The sequence below is a fragment of the Nocardia sp. NPDC004722 genome (assembly GCF_053601505.1).
This window is the reverse complement of record NZ_JBSGBY010000121.1, coordinates 1-16489: the sequence shown is the minus strand read 5'-3', so window position 1 is coordinate 16489 and position 16489 is coordinate 1. Positions and strand designations below refer to the sequence as shown.

The window sequence follows — 16489 nt, the reverse complement described above, 5'->3', positions numbered from 1 at the left end:
CGTCGCCACCCGACCGGCGTAGTCTCCACAAGCGCAGGCCCAGACCAATACCGGAGGCGAACCATGACCGCACCGGCGGTGCGCGCGTACTACACGGCCGACGAAGTCCGGGCGATGGAGGCCGAACTCTTCACCCGGGTACCCGACGGAATGCCCATGCGGCGGGCCGCTTTCGGCCTCGCCGACGTGGTGGCGCGGGAACTGCGCGAACGCACCGGCGGCGTGGTCGGACGCTCGGTCACCCTGCTCGTCGGCTCCGGCGACAATGGCGGCGATGCGCTGTGGGCGGGCTCGTTCCTGCGCAAGCGCGGTGTCGCTGTACGCGCGGTTCTGCTCTCACCCGACCGCGTCCATCTCGAGGGTTTGGCGGCGTTGTGCCGGAGGGGCGGTCGCATCCTGTCCGCGCCGCTGTCCGCCGACGAACTCCGGGCCGATCGGATGCCGCCCGGCGCGATCCTCCACCTGAGCACCAGCCTCGATGTGCCATGGCCCGTGCGTGATCTGCTCGGCGAACCGGACCTGGTGGTGGACGGCATCGTCGGCATCTCGGGCCGCGGCCCGTTGCGGCCGGTGGCCGCCGCGGTGGTCGCGGGCGTGCGCTGCCCGATCATCGCCGCCGACCTGCCCAGCGGAGTCGACTGCGATACGGGTGCCGTGACCGGCCCCGCCGTGGTCGCCGACGTCACCGTCACCTTCGGCGCGTTCAAGCCGGTGCACGCCCTGGCCGCCCCGCACTGCGGCCGAATCGAGTTGGTACCCATCGGATTACGCGAGGGCTACGCGAATCTGGCTGCGCTGGAGCCGCATACCGTCGGTGCGGAGTGGCCGGCGCCCGGTCCTTCGGACGACAAGTACACCCAGGGCGTCACCGGAGTCTGCGCGGGCAGCGCCGCCTACCCCGGCGCGGCGGTGCTGTGCACCGGCGGCGCGGTGGCCGCCACCTCCGGCATGGTCCGCTACGCGGGCACGGGCGCGGCACAGGTGCTGGCGCATTTCCCGGAAGTGATTGCCGCCGAATCCGTTTCCGCCACCGGCCGGGTCCAGTCCTGGGTCTTCGGCCCCGGCGCGGGCACCGATGCCGCCGCCCGCGACCGCCTCGCCGAAATCCTCGCCACCGACCTGCCCGTCGTGGTCGACGCCGACGGCCTCACCCTGCTCGCCGCCGAACCCGATCTGGTGGCGGGTCGCAGCGCCTCGACCGTGCTGACGCCGCACGCCGGTGAGTTCGCCCGTCTGACAGGCTCCGAACCGGGCCCCGATCGGGTGGCCGCCGTCCGCAAGCTGGCCGAATCCTGGCAGGTCACAGTCCTTTTGAAGGGGCGCGCGACCTTGATCGCGAGCCCTGGCCGCCCAGTCCTCGTCAACGAGGCGGGCGGCTCCTGGGCCGCCACCGCAGGCTCCGGCGACGTCCTCTCCGGCATCATCGCGGCCCTCCTCGCCACCGGCGCCCACCCGTCCGGCGCCGCCGCCTTCGCCGCCCGCGCCCACTCTCTCGCCGCCAACCTGGCCGCCCACGCCACCACCACCGCCGGAGCCCCGATCTCCGCCTCCCCCTTGCTCTCCCACCTCCGCGAAGCCATCGGCACGCTGCGCGAACTCGCCTCTACCTGACGAGGCCGCACGTTGGGGCACACCGCCGTTCGAGCGGCGGCCACGGCTCCGCCCTGTGTCGTAGCGGCGCGGTGCGCTCAGGTCGCCGACGTCATCGGCATGTCGCGCGAACTCGCCGACGCCTGATGATCGTGCGGGGCGGGTCCCATGCTCGGAGGCGGTCGCATCGGTACTGGCGGGTGTCATCGTGTCGTCGCGGCGAGGTGGGATGTGTGCTCGACGAGGTATTTCGGGCAGGTCAGCGCGGTGCGGGGGTGGCCGGCGCGGGCAGGGCTGCGATGGCCGCGAGGTGCAGCGCTTCACGGGCGGCGCGGACGACCGGGTGGCCACCGGTGCCACTGCGGTAGGCCAGGTGGGTGCGGCGGCGGGTCGGTAGTGGAGTGAGATGCACACCGCCGGGGACGGTCGGTGCGCCCAATTCCGGGACCAGGGCCACGCCTTGGCCCGCGGCGACCAGGGCGAGCACGGTGCCGAAGTCGTCGGCGTGGTGGCGGATGCGCGGGGTGAATCCTGTTGCGAGGCAAGATCGGACGGTCATCTCGTGGCACAGGGTGCCTGGAGTCCCCGCGATCCATTGGGAATCAGCGTGCGCGGCAAGCGGTTTCGAGTGGGCGTTCGGGGCCTGCCGGTTCGTCGCGGGCTGCGTGGCGGGTAACAGCGTTGCCAGGTAGACGGTCTCTTCGAGTAGCGGTTCGGTCTCCAAGCCAGGTTCCGGGGCCAGCGGGACGTAGTCGTACTCCTGTAGGAGGGCGATATCGAGGGACTCGGCGCGCAAAGCTGACGGGGCGGCGGCCGGATCCAGTTCGCTGACAAGGAGTTCCAAGAGAGGGTGCTCCCGGCTGAGGGTGACCAGGGCGGGGGAGAGGATGGTGTGGACGGCGGTGGGGAAGGCGCCGATGCGCAGGGTGCCGGTGAGTTCGGTGCGGGCGGAGGCGAGTTCGGCGGTGGCCTGTTCCAGGACGGCGAGGATGGTTTCGGTGTGCTCGACCAGGCGCAGGGCGGCGGGGGTGAGGGTGACGCTGCGGCCGGTGCGTTCCAGCAGCGGGACGCCCGCGTCGCGTTCGAGGGCGGTGAGCTGCTGGGAGACGGCGGAGGGGGTGTAGGTGAGCGCGTCGGCGACGGCGGCGATGGTGCCGCGGTGCGCGAGTTCGCGCAGCAGTCGCAGGCGGCGGACATCCAGCATCAGCTGAGCTTACGCTCGGCGGTAGAAACGTGAAATAGACCTGACGCATCCCGTCCAGCAGCATGGGCGGCATGACTTTCACCGGCCTGTACGTGCCCCTGGTCACGCCCTTCACCGCCGCCGACGAGGTGGCCGGGGACGCCCTGGAAGCACTCGCCCATCAGTGCCTCGACGCGGGCTTCCAGGGTAGGCGGAGTACCCCATCCCAGCCGCGAACTCGACCGGACGGTCCCCAAACGGCAAGACCCCCGCCCGAACCGGAGTTCGCGCGGGGGTCGATGTTCTCGCTGGTCAGCGACCGACGATGAGGGTGTCGCCGTCGGGGGTGACGTTGACCCGGACGGTGTCGCCGTCCTTCACCTCACCGGCCAGCAGTTCCTTGGCGAGGGAGTCGCCGATGGACTGCTGGATGAGCCGGCGCACCGGGCGCGCGCCGTAGGCCGGGTCGTAGCCGCGCACGGCCAGCCAGAAGCGGGCCGAGTCGGAGACGTCCAGCTTCAGGCGGCGGTGCGAGAGCCGCTGCTGCAGCTGGTTCAGCTGGATGTCGACGATCCGCTCCAGCTGCTCCTCGTCGAGCGCGTGGAACATGACCACGTCGTCGAGCCGGTTGAGGAACTCCGGCTTGAAGGCGCGGCGCACCGCGTTCATGACCGTCTCCCGGTCACCGCCCGCACCCAGATTCGAGGTCAGGATGAGGATGGTGTTGCGGAAGTCGACCGTGCGGCCCTGACTGTCGGTCAGGCGGCCCTCGTCGAGCACCTGCAGCAGGATGTCGAAGACGTCCGGGTGGGCCTTCTCGATCTCGTCGAACAGCACCACCGTGTACGGGCGTCGCCGCACCGCCTCGGTGAGCTGGCCGCCCTGGTCGTAGCCGACATAGCCCGGGGGCGCACCGACCAGGCGGGCCACCGAGTGCTTCTCGGAGTACTCACTCATGTCGATGCGGACCATGGCGCGCTCGTCGTCGAACAGGAAGTCCGCCAACGCCTTCGCGAGCTCGGTCTTACCGACACCGGTCGGGCCCACGAACATGAAGGAACCGGTCGGGCGGTTGGGGTCGGCGACCCCGGCCCGCGCGCGGCGCACGGCATCCGACACCGCTTGCACGGCTTCGCTCTGCCCGACGACCCGGCGGCCCAGCTCGTCCTCCATGCGCAGCAGCTTCTGGGTCTCGCCCTCCATCATCTTGCCCACGGGGACACCGGTCCAGGCGGACACCACCTCGGCGATATCGTCCGGGCCGACCTCCTCCTTGAGCATGACGTCACCGTCGGCGGCGGTCTTCGCCTTGGCCTCGGCCTCGTCGAGTTCCTTCTCCAGCTTGGGGATTCGCCCGTACCGGAGTTCCGCGGCCTTGGCGTAGTCGCCGTCGCGCTCGGCCCGCTCGGACTCGCCGCGCAGCCCTTCGAGCTGCTCCTTGAGCACCGACACCGAGTCGATGGCCTGCTTCTCGTTCTGCCAGCGCGTCATCAACTGGTTGAGCTTCTCGCGGTCGTCGGCGAGCTCGGACCGCAGCTTCTCCAACCGCGCCTTGGAGCCCTCGTCGGTCTCCTTGGCCAGCGCCAGCTCCTCGATCTCGAGGCGTCGCACGACGCGCTCGATCTCGTCGATTTCCACGGGGCGCGAATCGATTTCCATGCGCAGCCGCGACGACGCCTCGTCCACCAGGTCGATGGCCTTGTCCGGCAGGAACCGGGAGGTGATGTAGCGGTCGGACAGGGTCGCGGCCGCCACCAGCGCGGAGTCGGTGATGCGCACGTGATGGTGGGTCTCGTAGCGCTCCTTGAGCCCGCGCAGGATGCCGACGGTGTCCTCCACCGACGGCTCGCCCACCAGCACCTGCTGGAAGCGCCGTTCCAGGGCCGCGTCCTTCTCGATGTACTTGCGGTACTCGTCGAGGGTGGTCGCGCCGACCAGCCGCAGCTCGCCGCGGGCGAGCAGGGGCTTGATCATATTGCCCGCGTCCATGGCGGATTCGCCGGTCGCGCCCGCGCCGACGATGGTGTGCAGCTCGTCGATGAACGTGATGATCTGCCCCGCGGAGGATTTGATCTCCTCCAGCACGGCCTTCAACCGCTCCTCGAACTCACCGCGGTACTTCGCGCCCGCGACCATCGCGCCCAGGTCGAGCGAGATGAGCTTCTTGTCGCGCAACGATTCCGGGACGTCGCCCGCGATGATGCGCTGGGCCAGGCCCTCCACGATCGCGGTCTTGCCGACGCCGGGCTCGCCGATGAGCACCGGGTTGTTCTTGGTGCGGCGGCTCAAAACCTGGACGACACGGCGGATTTCGTGATCACGCCCGATGACCGGGTCCAGTTTGCCCTCGCGGGCGGCGGCGGTCAGGTCGGTGGAGTACTTCTCCAGCGCCTGGTACTGGCCCTCCGGGTCCTGCGAGGTGACACGGGCATTGCCGCGCACCGCGGTGAACGCGTCGCGCAGCGCGTCGGCGCTCGCGCCGTACTTCAGGAGCAGTTGGGAGACATCGGAATCCCCGGCGGCCAGGCCGTAGACCAGATGCTCGGTGGAGACGTACTCGTCGCCCATCTCGGTGGCCAGCCGCTGCGCCGCGGTGACCGCGGCCAGCGCCTCACGCCCGAGATTGGGGCTGGTGGTCGCGCCGCTGGCGCGGGGCAGCCGGTCGACGATGTCCTGGGCCTCGCGCCGGACCGTGGCGGGGTCGACGGCGACGGCCTTGAGCAAGGGGGCGGCGATGCCGTCGGTCTGATCCAGCAACGCCACCAGCAAGTGCGCCGGACGGATCTCCGGGTTTCCGGCGGCGGAGGCCGCTTGGAGGGCGGCGGTCAGCGCCGCCTGGGTCTTGGTGGTGGGATTGAACGAGTCCACTGTCACCTTCCTACTAGTCGTTGCTGACTACAACGCGGTAGAAGTTGAGTCTGTTCCGCTCAAGTCTGACCAGTTTCCGACGCCAAGTCCAGAGTCCGAGGCCCGTTCCTACGCTACGCGTACGATGGGCGCATTCGTTGACGCATCACACCTGCTCATCGCCAGCCAGCTCTCGGGACTCTCAGGGGCTTCCCCTGAAACCCCTTTCGGAGATGGCGCCACGTGAAGGAGTTCTATGCGCGCGATCGTCGTCCGTGAATTCGGTGGCCAGCCTGAGCTCGCCGACATGCCGATACCCGAGGTAGGACCGGGTCAGGTCCAGATCCAGATCGAGGCGGCGGGGGTGAATCCCTTCGACAAACGGATCATCGACGGCTTCCTGGACGGCAAACTGCCGCACGACTTTCCACTGATTCCCGGTACCGACGGCGCGGGCACCATCACCGCGGTGGGTTCGGGGGTGAACGATTTCGAGATCGGTGAACGGGTGGTCGGGAAGTTCCTGATCCCGCCGGTCGGACACGGGACGTTCGCCGAATACATCGTGGTCCCGCGCGACAGCGCCATCGCCAAACTCCCTGACGAGGTCACCGCGATCCGGGCGGCCGCGCTGCCGACCGCGGGCATCACCGCGCTCGACCTCATGCACGCGGCCGAGGTGCGCGGCGGCCAGAAGATGCTGATCGTCGGCGCGTCCGGCGGGGTCGGCTCGTATCTGGTGCAGTTGGGCGCGCTGGCCGGGGCGCACGTCATCGCCACCGCCCGCCCCGACGACACCGATCGCATGATCCGGCTGGGCGCGACCGAGGTGGTGAACTACGGCCGGATCGCCGTCACCGACTCGCCCACGCACGCCGAGAGTTCCGAGCTGTCGATCGCGGACTCGGTGCGGATCACCGATCCGGGCGGCATCGATGTGCTCTTCGATCTGGTCTCCCCGCCGCCCGTCTTCGCCGACAACGCGAGCCTGGTGAAGTCCGGCGGCGCGGCCTATTCGACCATCTGGTCCGCCGACGAAGCCGATCTGAAGGCACGCGGCCTCACCGGCGGCAATCTCGAATCCCACGGCGGCGCTGCCGAATTGCGCGAACTGCTGCGTCTGGTCGGCAATGGCGACCTGATGGTCCCGATCCGCAACATGCCCCCGCTGGCCGAGGCCGCCGATGTCATCGGCGCGCCGGGCGCACGGGGCAAGACGGTGCTCGTCATCTGAGCCCTACCGCACCCGCCACTTGAACCTCGAGTTACACAAAACGACCGGCCCTCCGCTATATCCGTGCGACCACCAAGTTTTCAGGGATACTTGACGCGGAGGTCCGCCTGGCAGCAGGCGTTCCGGGGTTTGTTCCAGAGGAAGGGAAGCTCGACGTCGTGGATGCGCGTTCTGCAGCGCTGGTCCGCGCAAACTTTCGGACAGTCGTCGAGGCCCCCAACGGGCCCGAACGGCTGATCAGCGCGTTCTACGGTCATCTTTTCGCGGAGATCCCCGCCCTGCGGGAACTTTTTCCCTCCGCCATGGACATGCAGCCCAAACGGTTGGTCACGGCCATCCAGTTCGTGCTCGACAATCTGGAGGACTGGGATCGTGCCCAGCGCTTCCTGGAGCAACTCGCGCGCGACCATCGCAAATATGGGGTGGAGGCCGCGCACTACGACATCGCCGGGCGCGCCCTGCTCTCGGCCTTCCGCAGCTACAACGGGGCCGCCAACTGGTCGCGGCCGCTGGAGGCGGGCTGGCGCGACATCACCATCCTGATCTCGGCGTCCATGGCCATCGGCGCGAATTCCGATAAGTCGCAACCCTATTGGGAGGCGACGGTGGTCGGGCACCGGCGCGTGGTGGACGATCTGGCCATCGTCCGGCTGCAGACCGACACCCCGATTCCGTATCAGGCCGGGCAGTACGTGCCCATCGCCATTCCGCAGCGGCCCAAGATGTGGCGCTACCTGTCCCCGGCGATCCCCACGAACCCCTACGGCGAGATCGAATTCCATGTGCGCAAGGTGCGCACCGGCTGGGTGAGCCCGGCCATCGTGAACGAGACGCAGGTCGGCGACCGGTGGATGATCGCGGCGCCGCTGGGCGGACTGCACGTGGATCTGAGCCGCCGCAAGGATGTGCTGATGATCGGCTCCGGCACCGGCATCGCGCCGCTGCGGGCGCAGTTGATCGAGATGGGCCGCCGCGGCATCAATCCGCGGGTGCACCTGTTCATGGGCGGGCGCTACCCGTGTGATCTCTATGATGTGGAGAACATGTGGCAGCTCTCGCAATCCAATCCGTGGCTCACGGTGATCCCGGTGTGCGAGAACGAGACCAACCCATGGTGGCATCCGTACCCGCCCGCCGAGACGCCGTTCGGCATGCACCGCCGCCTGATCGGCAATCTGGGCGCGGTGGTGGCCAGCTTCGGGACCTGGGCGGACCGCCAGATCCAGATCGCCGGTTCGGCCCGGATGATCGCGGACACGAGACGCGCGCTCTATGCGGTGGGCACCCCGGACGAGGTCATCAGCTCGGATCCGGTTTAGAACGGGTTCGACTGCGGTACAAGGCTTTTCGATGAGGAGTAGGCGTTGACGATCGGCCCCGACGAGACCGGCCCGCTGTCGCTGGGCGAGCAGACCGAGTGGACGGCGACGGTCGTCGGCGCGCACCGGCTGCGCGAGGACACCACGGTGGTGCGGCTGATCGGGGAGTTCGTGCCGTTCGCGGCGGGACAGTCGGTCGAGGTGCGCACCCCGCAGCATCCGAACATGGTGCGGCGCATGTATTCCGCGCTGCCGCCGTCGCTGGACGGCAAGCTGGAATTCCATGTGCGGACGGTGCCGGGCGGCTGGTGCAGCGGATCCATCGTGGCCGACTCGCATCCGGGTGACGAATGGCGGATCGGCGCGCCCGCGGGCTGGCTGGCCGTGGAACCGGAGACCACCGATGTGGTGATGATCGCCGACGGGATCGGGCTGGCCCCGCTGCGGGCGCTGTTGCTGGATGTCTCGCGCCGCGCCGAACCGCCGCGCACCCATCTGTTCGTGGGCGGGCGCTACCCGCGCGACCTGTACGCCGCCGACATGCTCTACCTGCTGGCCGGTGAGATGCCGTGGCTCACGGTCATTCCCGTGGTGCAGGACGAGGAGGATCCCGACGTCCTCGACCCGTGGTACGAGCAGTGCCGGGTGGATGTCGGCTTCCGCCCGGAGGAGATGATGCCGGGCACCATCGCCGACATCCCCGAACGCTTCGGGCCGCTCGACCACCACCAGATCCTGGTGTGCGGCGCCGCGGCGATGGTGCGCAACACCATCGACCAGCTGGTGGCGATCGGCGCGCCCGCGGAATCGATTCGCTACGAAGGGTTTTAGCGCGGGGAGTTTTGGCGCGGGCTGCTAGAACAGCGGGTCGTGGCGGATGTTGTCGGTGGAGGTGCCCGCGGCCATCAACCGGAACTTGGTGGTCTGCACCATGGACGGCGCGCCGACGATCTGCACGTCGCGGTCCTCCCACGCGCCGTGGCTCGCCACGATCTTGCCGATCTGACCCACCTGCCGCGGCTCCAGGCCCGGGAACTCCCGGGACTCGTCGGAATTGTCGAAATGCCACCACGGGTTCTCGGTGGACTCGGTGACCGGATGCACGGTGAGCCACTTGTTGGCGCAGGCCAATTGGCTGAGCACCTCGAGATCGTAGAGATCGCACGGGTAGTGACCGCCGACGAACAGATCCACCTTCGGGTTGGAGCGGCGCGCGGTCATGGCCATCAATTGCGCACGCAGCGGGGCGATCCCGGTGCCACAGCCGACCATGAGCATCTTGCGGCGGGTGTTGCGGGGCACGCCGAGCCCGCCCAGCGGTGAGCCGATCAGCCACTGCTCGCCGACCCGGGTGTGCCCGACCATGGCCGGGCTGACCCAGCCGCCGGTGACGCCGCGAATGTGAAACTCCAGCTCGCCGTTGGCATTCGCGGGAATCGCGGGCGACAGGTAGCGCCACATGCGCGGGCGGGACGGGATCTGCACGCTCATGTACTGACCGGCCGCGTACTGCATGGGCTGATCCAGTTTGAGCCGCACCACGGCCAGATTGCGCAGCACTTCCCGGTGCTCGATGACCGTGCCGGTCCAGACCGGCGGGGTGGTCTCCTGGTCGGCGGCGGTGATCATGGTGTTGGCGATGACGCCGATGCCCTCGTCCCAGGCGCGGCCGATCTCGTCGGTCCACAGCTCGGTGCCGGCGTACGCCTCGAGCGCGCTCTTGAGCGATTTGCCCACGGCCGCATAGTGATCGGCCACCACACCGTACTTGCGGTGATCGCGGCCGAGCTGGGCCAGGAAGGGCAGCAGCCGCTCGGGTTCCTCGAGCCGGTCCACCACGTAGGCGATGGCCTTCACCAGCCGGTCGCGCTGGGCGTCCAGGGCGGCGGGGAAGAAGTCGCGAACCTGCGGATACTCCGTGAAGAGGATGGCGTAGAAGGATCGCGCCAGCTTTTCGGGGCCACCATCCTCCGCAGCAACCGCCTTGAACGTTGTTCTAATCAATGCGACGGTGCGCGAATCCATTTGTGTCACAACCCCATTTCGCAATCGAACGCAGGCGTGACCGGCGAGTGAAGTGCTGCGGGACACTCGACAGCAGCCGTTGCTCAGCAAGTGTAGGCGAGGTTAGCCAGCAACGGAACGGGACGTTTCAATAACACGCCCTTTTATCCTCGAAAACGTGGACGTTGCGGGGTATCTGAGCCGAAAACAGACTGTTCAACTGGAACCCACCGGGCGACACGAACTTTCAGCCGCCGATCCTGCCTGATCCGTTTTGCAAGACTCAGGAAAGTAGCGATCCCACCGCAACTGCGCCCTCTTCGAATTCCCCTGCAGCATACGGACAAAACTCATGATTTACAGTTCCCAATAACGGACCAGTCTGTTTGTAATTAACTGCTGCAAGAAACTTCGCTAATCACACAGACCCCACCCACAACTCAGCACACAACCCGCAACCGAAACGAAAGCGGCCCGGAGACAAGGTCTCCGGGCCGCTTCTCGTTCGAGCCTGCTACTGCTTACGCCGATTCCGGGGCTGCCACACCACGAGCGCCGTGCTGGGCTGAGGCGTCAGGTGCGTGGGCCGGTACCCGGCCCGCAGCCTTTCCACCTCGGCGGTCAACTCGCTCACCCGATGCTGCAATGCCTCGACCTCGTTGGTGAGTTCGATGATCCGTTTGATACCGGCCAGGTTCACGCCCTCGTCCTGGGACAGGCGCTGCACCTCGCGGAGCAGCTCCACATCCCGGTCGGAGTAGCGTCGCCCGCCGCCGGAGGTACGTTGCGGCGAAACCAGACCCAGCCGGTCATAGGTGCGCAGCGTCTGGGCGTGCATGCCCGCCAGCTGCGCGGCCACCGAGATCAGAAAGTACTGAGCCTCGGTCTTCTTCGGATCGGAACTCATTACGCACCTGCCCATCCCGCACGTGGATCGAACCCGCTGGTCTTCTCCGCCTCCGCGTAGCGCCGCAGCGCCTCGGAAGCATTGTCATCCAGCTTCTGCGGTATCGCGACCTTCACCGTGACCAGCAGGTCACCGGCGCCGCCGTCACGCTTGGGCACACCGCGCCCGCGCACCCGCAGGGTCCGGCCGTCGGCGGTGCCCGGCGGCACCTTGACGCCCACGCGACCGTCCAGGGTGGGCACGGAAACCGTGGTACCCAGGACCAATTCGGCATACGAGACCGGCAGCACCAGGGTCAGATCGTCGGCATTGCGGCCGAACACCTTGTCCTGGCTGACGTGCACGGTGACGAACAGGTCGCCCGGCGGCGCGCCGCGCAGACCCGCCTCGCCCTGACCTGCCAGCCGGATCCGCTGCCCGTCGCGCACGCCCGGGGGAATGCGCACGGTGATGGTGCGGGTCCGGTTCTGGATGCCGCTGCCACGGCAGTCGACACACGGATCGTCGATGATCGACCCGGTGCCCCGGCAGTCCTCGCACGGCTCGCTGAAGCCGAACGCGCCCTGATTGCGGCTGACCACACCGGAGCCGTTGCAGTGCGGGCACACTCGCGGGCTGGTGCCCGGCTTGGCGCCGCTGCCGTGGCAGGTGGTGCAGGCGGCCGGACTGGTCATGCGCAGCGGGACCGTCACGCCCTGGGCGGCCTCGCGGAAGCCCAGGGTGGTCTCGGTCTCGACATCCGAACCGCGCCGCGGACGCGACGAGGTGCGGGTGCCGCCCCGATTGAACAGGCCGCCCAGCAGATCTCCCAGGCCACCGTCCGCGCCACCGGCATTCGCGCCGGCGCCGAAGATGTCGCCCAGGTTGAACTCGCCGCCGGAGAACCCGCCCGGCTGACCGTAACCGGCCCCGGGCGTGAACCCGCCGCGGCCGAAACCGCCGCCGGCGAACAGCTTTCGTGCTTCGTCGTACTCCTTGCGCTTCTCCGGATCCGACAGCACGGCATTCGCCTCGCTGACGGCCTTGAACCGATCCTCGGCCGCGCTGTCCCCGGGGTTCTTGTCCGGGTGCAGGTCACGGGCCAGGCGGCGGTAGGCCTTCTTGATCTCGTCCTGGGTGGCGCTGGAGGAAACACCCAGATCCTTGTAGAAGTCCTTCTCGAGCCACTCTCGATTCACCGGGCATCTCCTCCTTTCTCTGTCGATGACGCCGGGGGCGTCGGTATCGATGACGCCGAAGGCGTCGGTAGGTTGTTACTCAGTGCCAGCGGCATCGGGGCCAGCGTTCTGCGTATCCGGCTGCGCCGCAGACAGATCCGCCACACCGTCGGTGACGCCGACCAGCGCGTGCCGCAGCACGCGATCGCCGAAGCGGTAGCCCTTGCGCATCACCAGGGCGAGCACGGGGTCGACCCCGCTGCCCTCGTGCTGCACGGCCTCGTGCAGGGTCGGATCGAAGGGCTCACCCTCCAAGCCGAATTCCTCGAGACCCTGCTTCTGCAGGGCGGTGACCAGCTTGTCCGCCACCGACTTGAGCGGCCCGTTGTCGAGGTCACCGTGGGCACGCGCGCGATCCAGATCGTCGAGCACCGGCAGCAGTTCGCTGACGACCGTCGCCTTGGCATTGTCGATGGTGGCCTTGCGGTCACGCTCGACGCGGCGGCGGTAGTTGGCGTACTCCGCGGTCAGACGCTGCAGATCGGAAGTGCGCTCGGCCAGTTCGGCGGTGATCGCGTCGGCGAGTGCGTCCGCACCGGCTTCGGGAGAACCCTCGGCCCCGACGGCCGCGGCGGCATCCGCCGCGGCCTCGAAGACCTCACCCGTCGCCGCGAAGCGCCCGTCGAACTCAGCCGGATCGATGGAAGGTTCCGGGTTCTGGTTCGTCACTTCTTCTCCGGCTCCTCGACGACCTCGGCGTCCACGACGGTGTCGTCGGACTGCGGTGCGTCGCCGTTGCCCTGGGCGGCCTGGTCAGCGGCCGAAGCCTCGTAGATGGCCTGGCCCAGCGCCTGGGACTCGGTGGCGAGCTTCTCCACGGCGGTCTTGATGACCGCGATGTCGGTGCCCTTCAACGCTTCCTGCGCCTCGGCGATGGCCGCCTCGACCTTGGTCTTGACGTCGGCGGGGACCTTGTCCTCGTTGTCCTTGATGAACTTCTCGGTCTGGTGCACCAGCGACTCGGCCTGGTTGCGGGTCTCCGCTTCCTCGCGACGCTGCTTGTCCTCGGCGGCGTGCGCCTCGGCGTCCTTCACCATCCGGTCGATCTCCTCCTTGGACAGGCCGGAGCCGTCCTGGATCTTGATCGTGTTCTCCTTGCCGGTGCCCTTGTCCTTGGCGGTGACGTGGACGATGCCGTTGGCGTCGATGTCGAAGGTGACCTCGATCTGCGGCACGCCGCGCGGGGCCGGCGGGATGCCGGTCAGCTCGAAGGATCCGAGCAGCTTGTTGTGCGAGGCGATCTCGCGCTCACCCTGGAAGACCTGGATCTGCACGGACGGCTGGTTGTCGTCGGCCGTGGTGAAGGTCTCCGAGCGCTTGGTCGGAATGGTGGTGTTGCGCTCGATGAGCTTGGTCATCACGCCGCCCTTGGTCTCGATGCCCAGCGACAGCGGGGTGACATCGAGCAGCAGGACGTCCTTGACCTCACCCTTGAGCACACCGGCCTGCAGGGCGGCGCCGACGGCGACGACCTCGTCCGGGTTCACGCCCTTGTTGGGCTCCTTGCCGCCGGTCAGCTCCTTGACCAGGTCGGAGACCGCGGGCATACGGGTCGAACCACCAACGAGCACAACGTGATCGATGTCGCCGACGGAGATCCCGGCGTCCTTGATGACCGACTGGAACGGCTTGCGGGTGCGGTCCAGCAGATCGGAGGTGATCTTCTGGAACTCGGCGCGGGTCAGCTGCTCGTCGAGGAACAGCGGGTTCTTGTCCGCGTCGACGGTGATGTAGGGCAGGTTGATCGAGGTCGACTGCGAGGACGACAGCTCGATCTTGGCCTTCTCGGCAGCCTCACGCAGACGCTGCATGGCCATCTTGTCCTTGGTCAGGTCGATGCCCGAGGTGCCCTTGAACTTGTCGACCAGCCAGGAGACGATGCGCTCGTCCCAGTCGTCGCCACCGAGGTGGTTGTCACCGGAGGTCGCGCGGACCTCGACGACGCCCTCGCCGATCTCCAGCAGGGACACGTCGAAGGTGCCGCCGCCGAGGTCGAAGACCAGGATGGTCTGTTCCTTGTCGCCCTTGTCCAGGCCGTAGGCCAGCGCGGCCGCGGTCGGCTCGTTGACGATGCGCAGGACGTTGAGGCCCGCGATCTGCCCGGCCTCCTTGGTGGCCTGGCGCTGCGCGTCCTCGAAGTAGGCGGGGACGGTGATGACCGCGTCGGTGATCTCCTCACCGAGGTACGCCTCGGCGTCGCGCTTCAGCTTCATCAGCGTGCGCGCGGAGATCTCCTGCGGGGTGTAGCCCTTGCCGTCGATCTCCACGGACCAGTCCTCGCCCATGTGGCGCTTGACGGACCGGATGGTGCGGTCGACGTTGGTGACGGCCTGGTTCTTGGCGGGCTGACCGACGAGCACCTCACCGTTCTTGGCGAACGCGACGACCGACGGGGTCGTACGCGATCCTTCCGAGTTGGCCACGACGACCGGCTCGCCGCCTTCGAGAACGGCGATGACAGAGTTCGTGGTCCCGAGGTCGATACCGACCGCACGAGCCATGGTGATTCCTCCTGTGTTGACGTACCTGGAGTGCCCTTGGGCACTGCATCTCAGAAACACTGAGCGTGGTCCGCTCAATCCTGCACCCGCCAGCGACGGGATGCAACTCGAACTTGAGTCCGCCTCGCTCAACCTTACTGACCTGTGCCAACGGGAGCCCCACGTCATCTATTCCCCGCGTCACAAAAAAATTCTTCGCGGGGTACGCGGCCGATCGGCCGGAGGGATGGAACTCAGCTGGGCGGATAGATCGCCATGGGCTCGCCCTTGGCGGTGACCTTGAAATAGCCCTGCCGGGAACCATCGGCCACGTACACGGTGACGACCGGATTGCCGTCGGTACCACGTGCGATCTCGATATGGCCGATCTTGCCACTCGGCACCCCGGCCGACTGCGGCGCACCGGCCAGCAGTGCGGCGATCTTGGGGAGATCCAGCGCGGCCAGGTCGAACAGGTCGGTCCCCGGGGACCGGGCCACGTCGTTTTCGTTGTGAAAGCTGCCGTCGTAGCGGATGGACGCGTCCCGCGCCGCCGACGGATCCGGGCGGCGCTGCACGGTCACATAGGTGGGATACAACAGCACCTGATCGGCATGGGTATCGCCGAAATGCCCCTTGTAGGCGGCGACGAAACTGGCCAGACCCTGACCTGTGGTCGGATCCGGCAGCGCGGGTTTCGGTGCGGCCGAACGGGATACGCACCCGGCGAACGCGCCGAGCACGGCCGCCGCCACCAGGATCGCGGCGGCGACCTTCCAGCGGGTCGACGGACCACGCCGATTCGCCCGCACCACCGGCGAATTCACCAGATTGCGGGGAATCTGGAGATCGGAGAGGACCGGGTCCAGCTCACCGAAGGTGGTGGCCGCCATCGCCTTCGCGGTCCGCTGCGCGTGCTCACCGGCGGTCAGCTCGCCCGCGTCCCGGGCGGCGTCCAGCAGTGCGCAGGCGTCCACCCGGTCGGAGTCGCGGGCCCGCAATCCCTGGGAGCGTGCATCAGCCATGATCTCGCCTATCCACCGAACGCCTGGGTGCGCACGAGCCGGCCGTCCGGCGCGGCGTCGAGGTAGCCGCCCTCATTGGCCTTGTTGCCCACATAGATACGGACGACAGGCCCGGTCGCACTGCCGAGGATGTCGAGATAGTTGACGACGCCGTCCGGCACCTTCGTCAGAGCAGGGGCCTGCGTCATCAACGCCACCACAGCCGGGACGTTCAGGGTGCTCAGGTCCACGGTCGGGGTCTGCGCCGAGCGGGTCTGGGGCGGTTGCGGACCCGGCGCGAAGCCACCGCGATAGTCGTAGACGACCTTGCGATTGGGCTGCGACGCGCGAGTCACCACCCCGTATTCGGGGAACAGCACCACCTCGTCGGCGACCGCGTCCCCGAAGGTGGCCCGATACGCCTGCACGAAGTAGCCGATCCCTTCGGCGGTGTCGAGTTTCGGATTCGGCAGCACCAGGGGCTTGATCACGCCGATATCGACTGCGGGCGGTCCGGCCGGGGACGACGCGGGGCGGTCCACCGCCACGAAGGTGCCGACGGCCACCGCGATGCTCAACGCCGCGATGCCCGCGGTGAACCACTTCTCGCGCCGCGAGACAGGCGGGGCCGGATCGGCCGGAGCGTCAGCGGCGCGCTGCAGATCGTCGGTGAGCTGCGAGAGTTCACCCAGAGTCGTTGCGCC

The 16489-nt window shown here is 68.1% G+C and carries 14 protein-coding genes; 5 read left to right on the top strand and 9 right to left on the bottom strand.

Going from position 1 to position 16489, the window contains the following annotated elements; translation table 11 throughout:
* Window positions 1-78 precede the first annotated feature (78 nt).
* Complete coding sequence (locus ACWELQ_RS14740) at window positions 79-1611, top strand: NAD(P)H-hydrate dehydratase (RefSeq protein WP_452397559.1); 1533 nt, start codon at window positions 79-81, stop codon at window positions 1609-1611.
* A 238-nt stretch (window positions 1612-1849) separates the two neighbouring features.
* On the opposite strand, the gene ACWELQ_RS14735 is transcribed toward ACWELQ_RS14740, so the two are convergent.
* Window positions 1850-2794, bottom strand: coding sequence for a LysR substrate-binding domain-containing protein (locus ACWELQ_RS14735; RefSeq protein WP_452397558.1), 945 nt, complete (start codon window positions 2792-2794; stop codon window positions 1850-1852).
* A gap of 71 nt (window positions 2795-2865) precedes the next feature.
* Here ACWELQ_RS14735 and ACWELQ_RS14730 point away from each other — a divergent pair, with 71 nt between their 5' ends.
* Window positions 2866-3102 (top strand): hypothetical protein, encoded by a 237-nt coding sequence (locus ACWELQ_RS14730; RefSeq protein ID WP_452397557.1) that lies wholly within the window; start codon window positions 2866-2868, stop codon window positions 3100-3102.
* Here the strand turns inward: ACWELQ_RS14730 and clpB are convergent.
* A complete protein-coding gene (gene clpB / locus ACWELQ_RS14725; RefSeq protein WP_452397556.1) occupies window positions 3086-5641 on the bottom strand; it encodes an ATP-dependent chaperone ClpB in 2556 nt (851 codons plus the stop codon). The genes ACWELQ_RS14730 and clpB overlap by 17 nt on opposite strands.
* Before the next feature lie 235 nt (window positions 5642-5876).
* Here clpB and ACWELQ_RS14720 point away from each other — a divergent pair, with 235 nt between their 5' ends.
* From ACWELQ_RS14720 to ACWELQ_RS14710, 3 genes are all read left to right on the top strand, one after another.
* Complete coding sequence (locus ACWELQ_RS14720; RefSeq protein ID WP_452397555.1) at window positions 5877-6854, top strand: NADP-dependent oxidoreductase; 978 nt, start codon at window positions 5877-5879, stop codon at window positions 6852-6854.
* A 158-nt stretch (window positions 6855-7012) separates the two neighbouring features.
* Entirely contained in the window at window positions 7013-8173 is a 1161-nt protein-coding gene (locus ACWELQ_RS14715; RefSeq protein WP_452397554.1) for an FAD-binding oxidoreductase, read from the top strand.
* 45 nt (window positions 8174-8218) lie between these two features.
* A complete protein-coding gene (locus ACWELQ_RS14710; RefSeq protein WP_452397553.1) occupies window positions 8219-9004 on the top strand; it encodes an FAD-binding oxidoreductase in 786 nt (261 codons plus the stop codon).
* A gap of 24 nt (window positions 9005-9028) precedes the next feature.
* Here ACWELQ_RS14710 and ACWELQ_RS14705 read toward each other — a convergent pair whose 3' ends face one another.
* The 7 genes from ACWELQ_RS14705 to ACWELQ_RS14675 all read right to left on the bottom strand — a co-directional run.
* On the bottom strand, window positions 9029-10198 hold the full coding sequence (locus ACWELQ_RS14705) for a globin domain-containing protein (RefSeq protein WP_452397552.1): 1170 nt from the start codon (window positions 10196-10198) through the stop codon (window positions 9029-9031).
* A gap of 493 nt (window positions 10199-10691) precedes the next feature.
* Window positions 10692-11084 carry a heat shock protein transcriptional repressor HspR gene (locus tag ACWELQ_RS14700; protein WP_452397551.1) on the bottom strand — a complete coding sequence of 131 codons (393 nt, stop codon included), beginning with the start codon at window positions 11082-11084 and terminating at the stop codon, window positions 10692-10694.
* On the bottom strand, window positions 11084-12262 hold the full coding sequence (gene dnaJ / locus ACWELQ_RS14695; protein WP_452397550.1) for a molecular chaperone DnaJ: 1179 nt from the start codon (window positions 12260-12262) through the stop codon (window positions 11084-11086). Before dnaJ ends, ACWELQ_RS14700 begins: the two co-directional genes overlap by 1 nt.
* Window positions 12263-12337: 75 nt before the next feature.
* Entirely contained in the window at window positions 12338-12970 is a 633-nt protein-coding gene (gene grpE, locus ACWELQ_RS14690; protein WP_452397549.1) for a nucleotide exchange factor GrpE, read from the bottom strand.
* Window positions 12967-14802 (bottom strand): molecular chaperone DnaK, encoded by a 1836-nt coding sequence (gene dnaK / locus ACWELQ_RS14685; RefSeq protein WP_452397548.1) that lies wholly within the window; start codon window positions 14800-14802, stop codon window positions 12967-12969. Before dnaK ends, grpE begins: the two co-directional genes overlap by 4 nt.
* A 233-nt stretch (window positions 14803-15035) precedes the next feature.
* Window positions 15036-15806, bottom strand: coding sequence for a DUF1707 SHOCT-like domain-containing protein (locus ACWELQ_RS14680; protein ID WP_452397547.1), 771 nt, complete (start codon window positions 15804-15806; stop codon window positions 15036-15038).
* 8 nt (window positions 15807-15814) lie between these two features.
* On the bottom strand, window positions 15815-16489 hold a 675-nt coding region (locus tag ACWELQ_RS14675), incomplete at its 5' end, for a DUF1707 SHOCT-like domain-containing protein (RefSeq protein WP_452397546.1).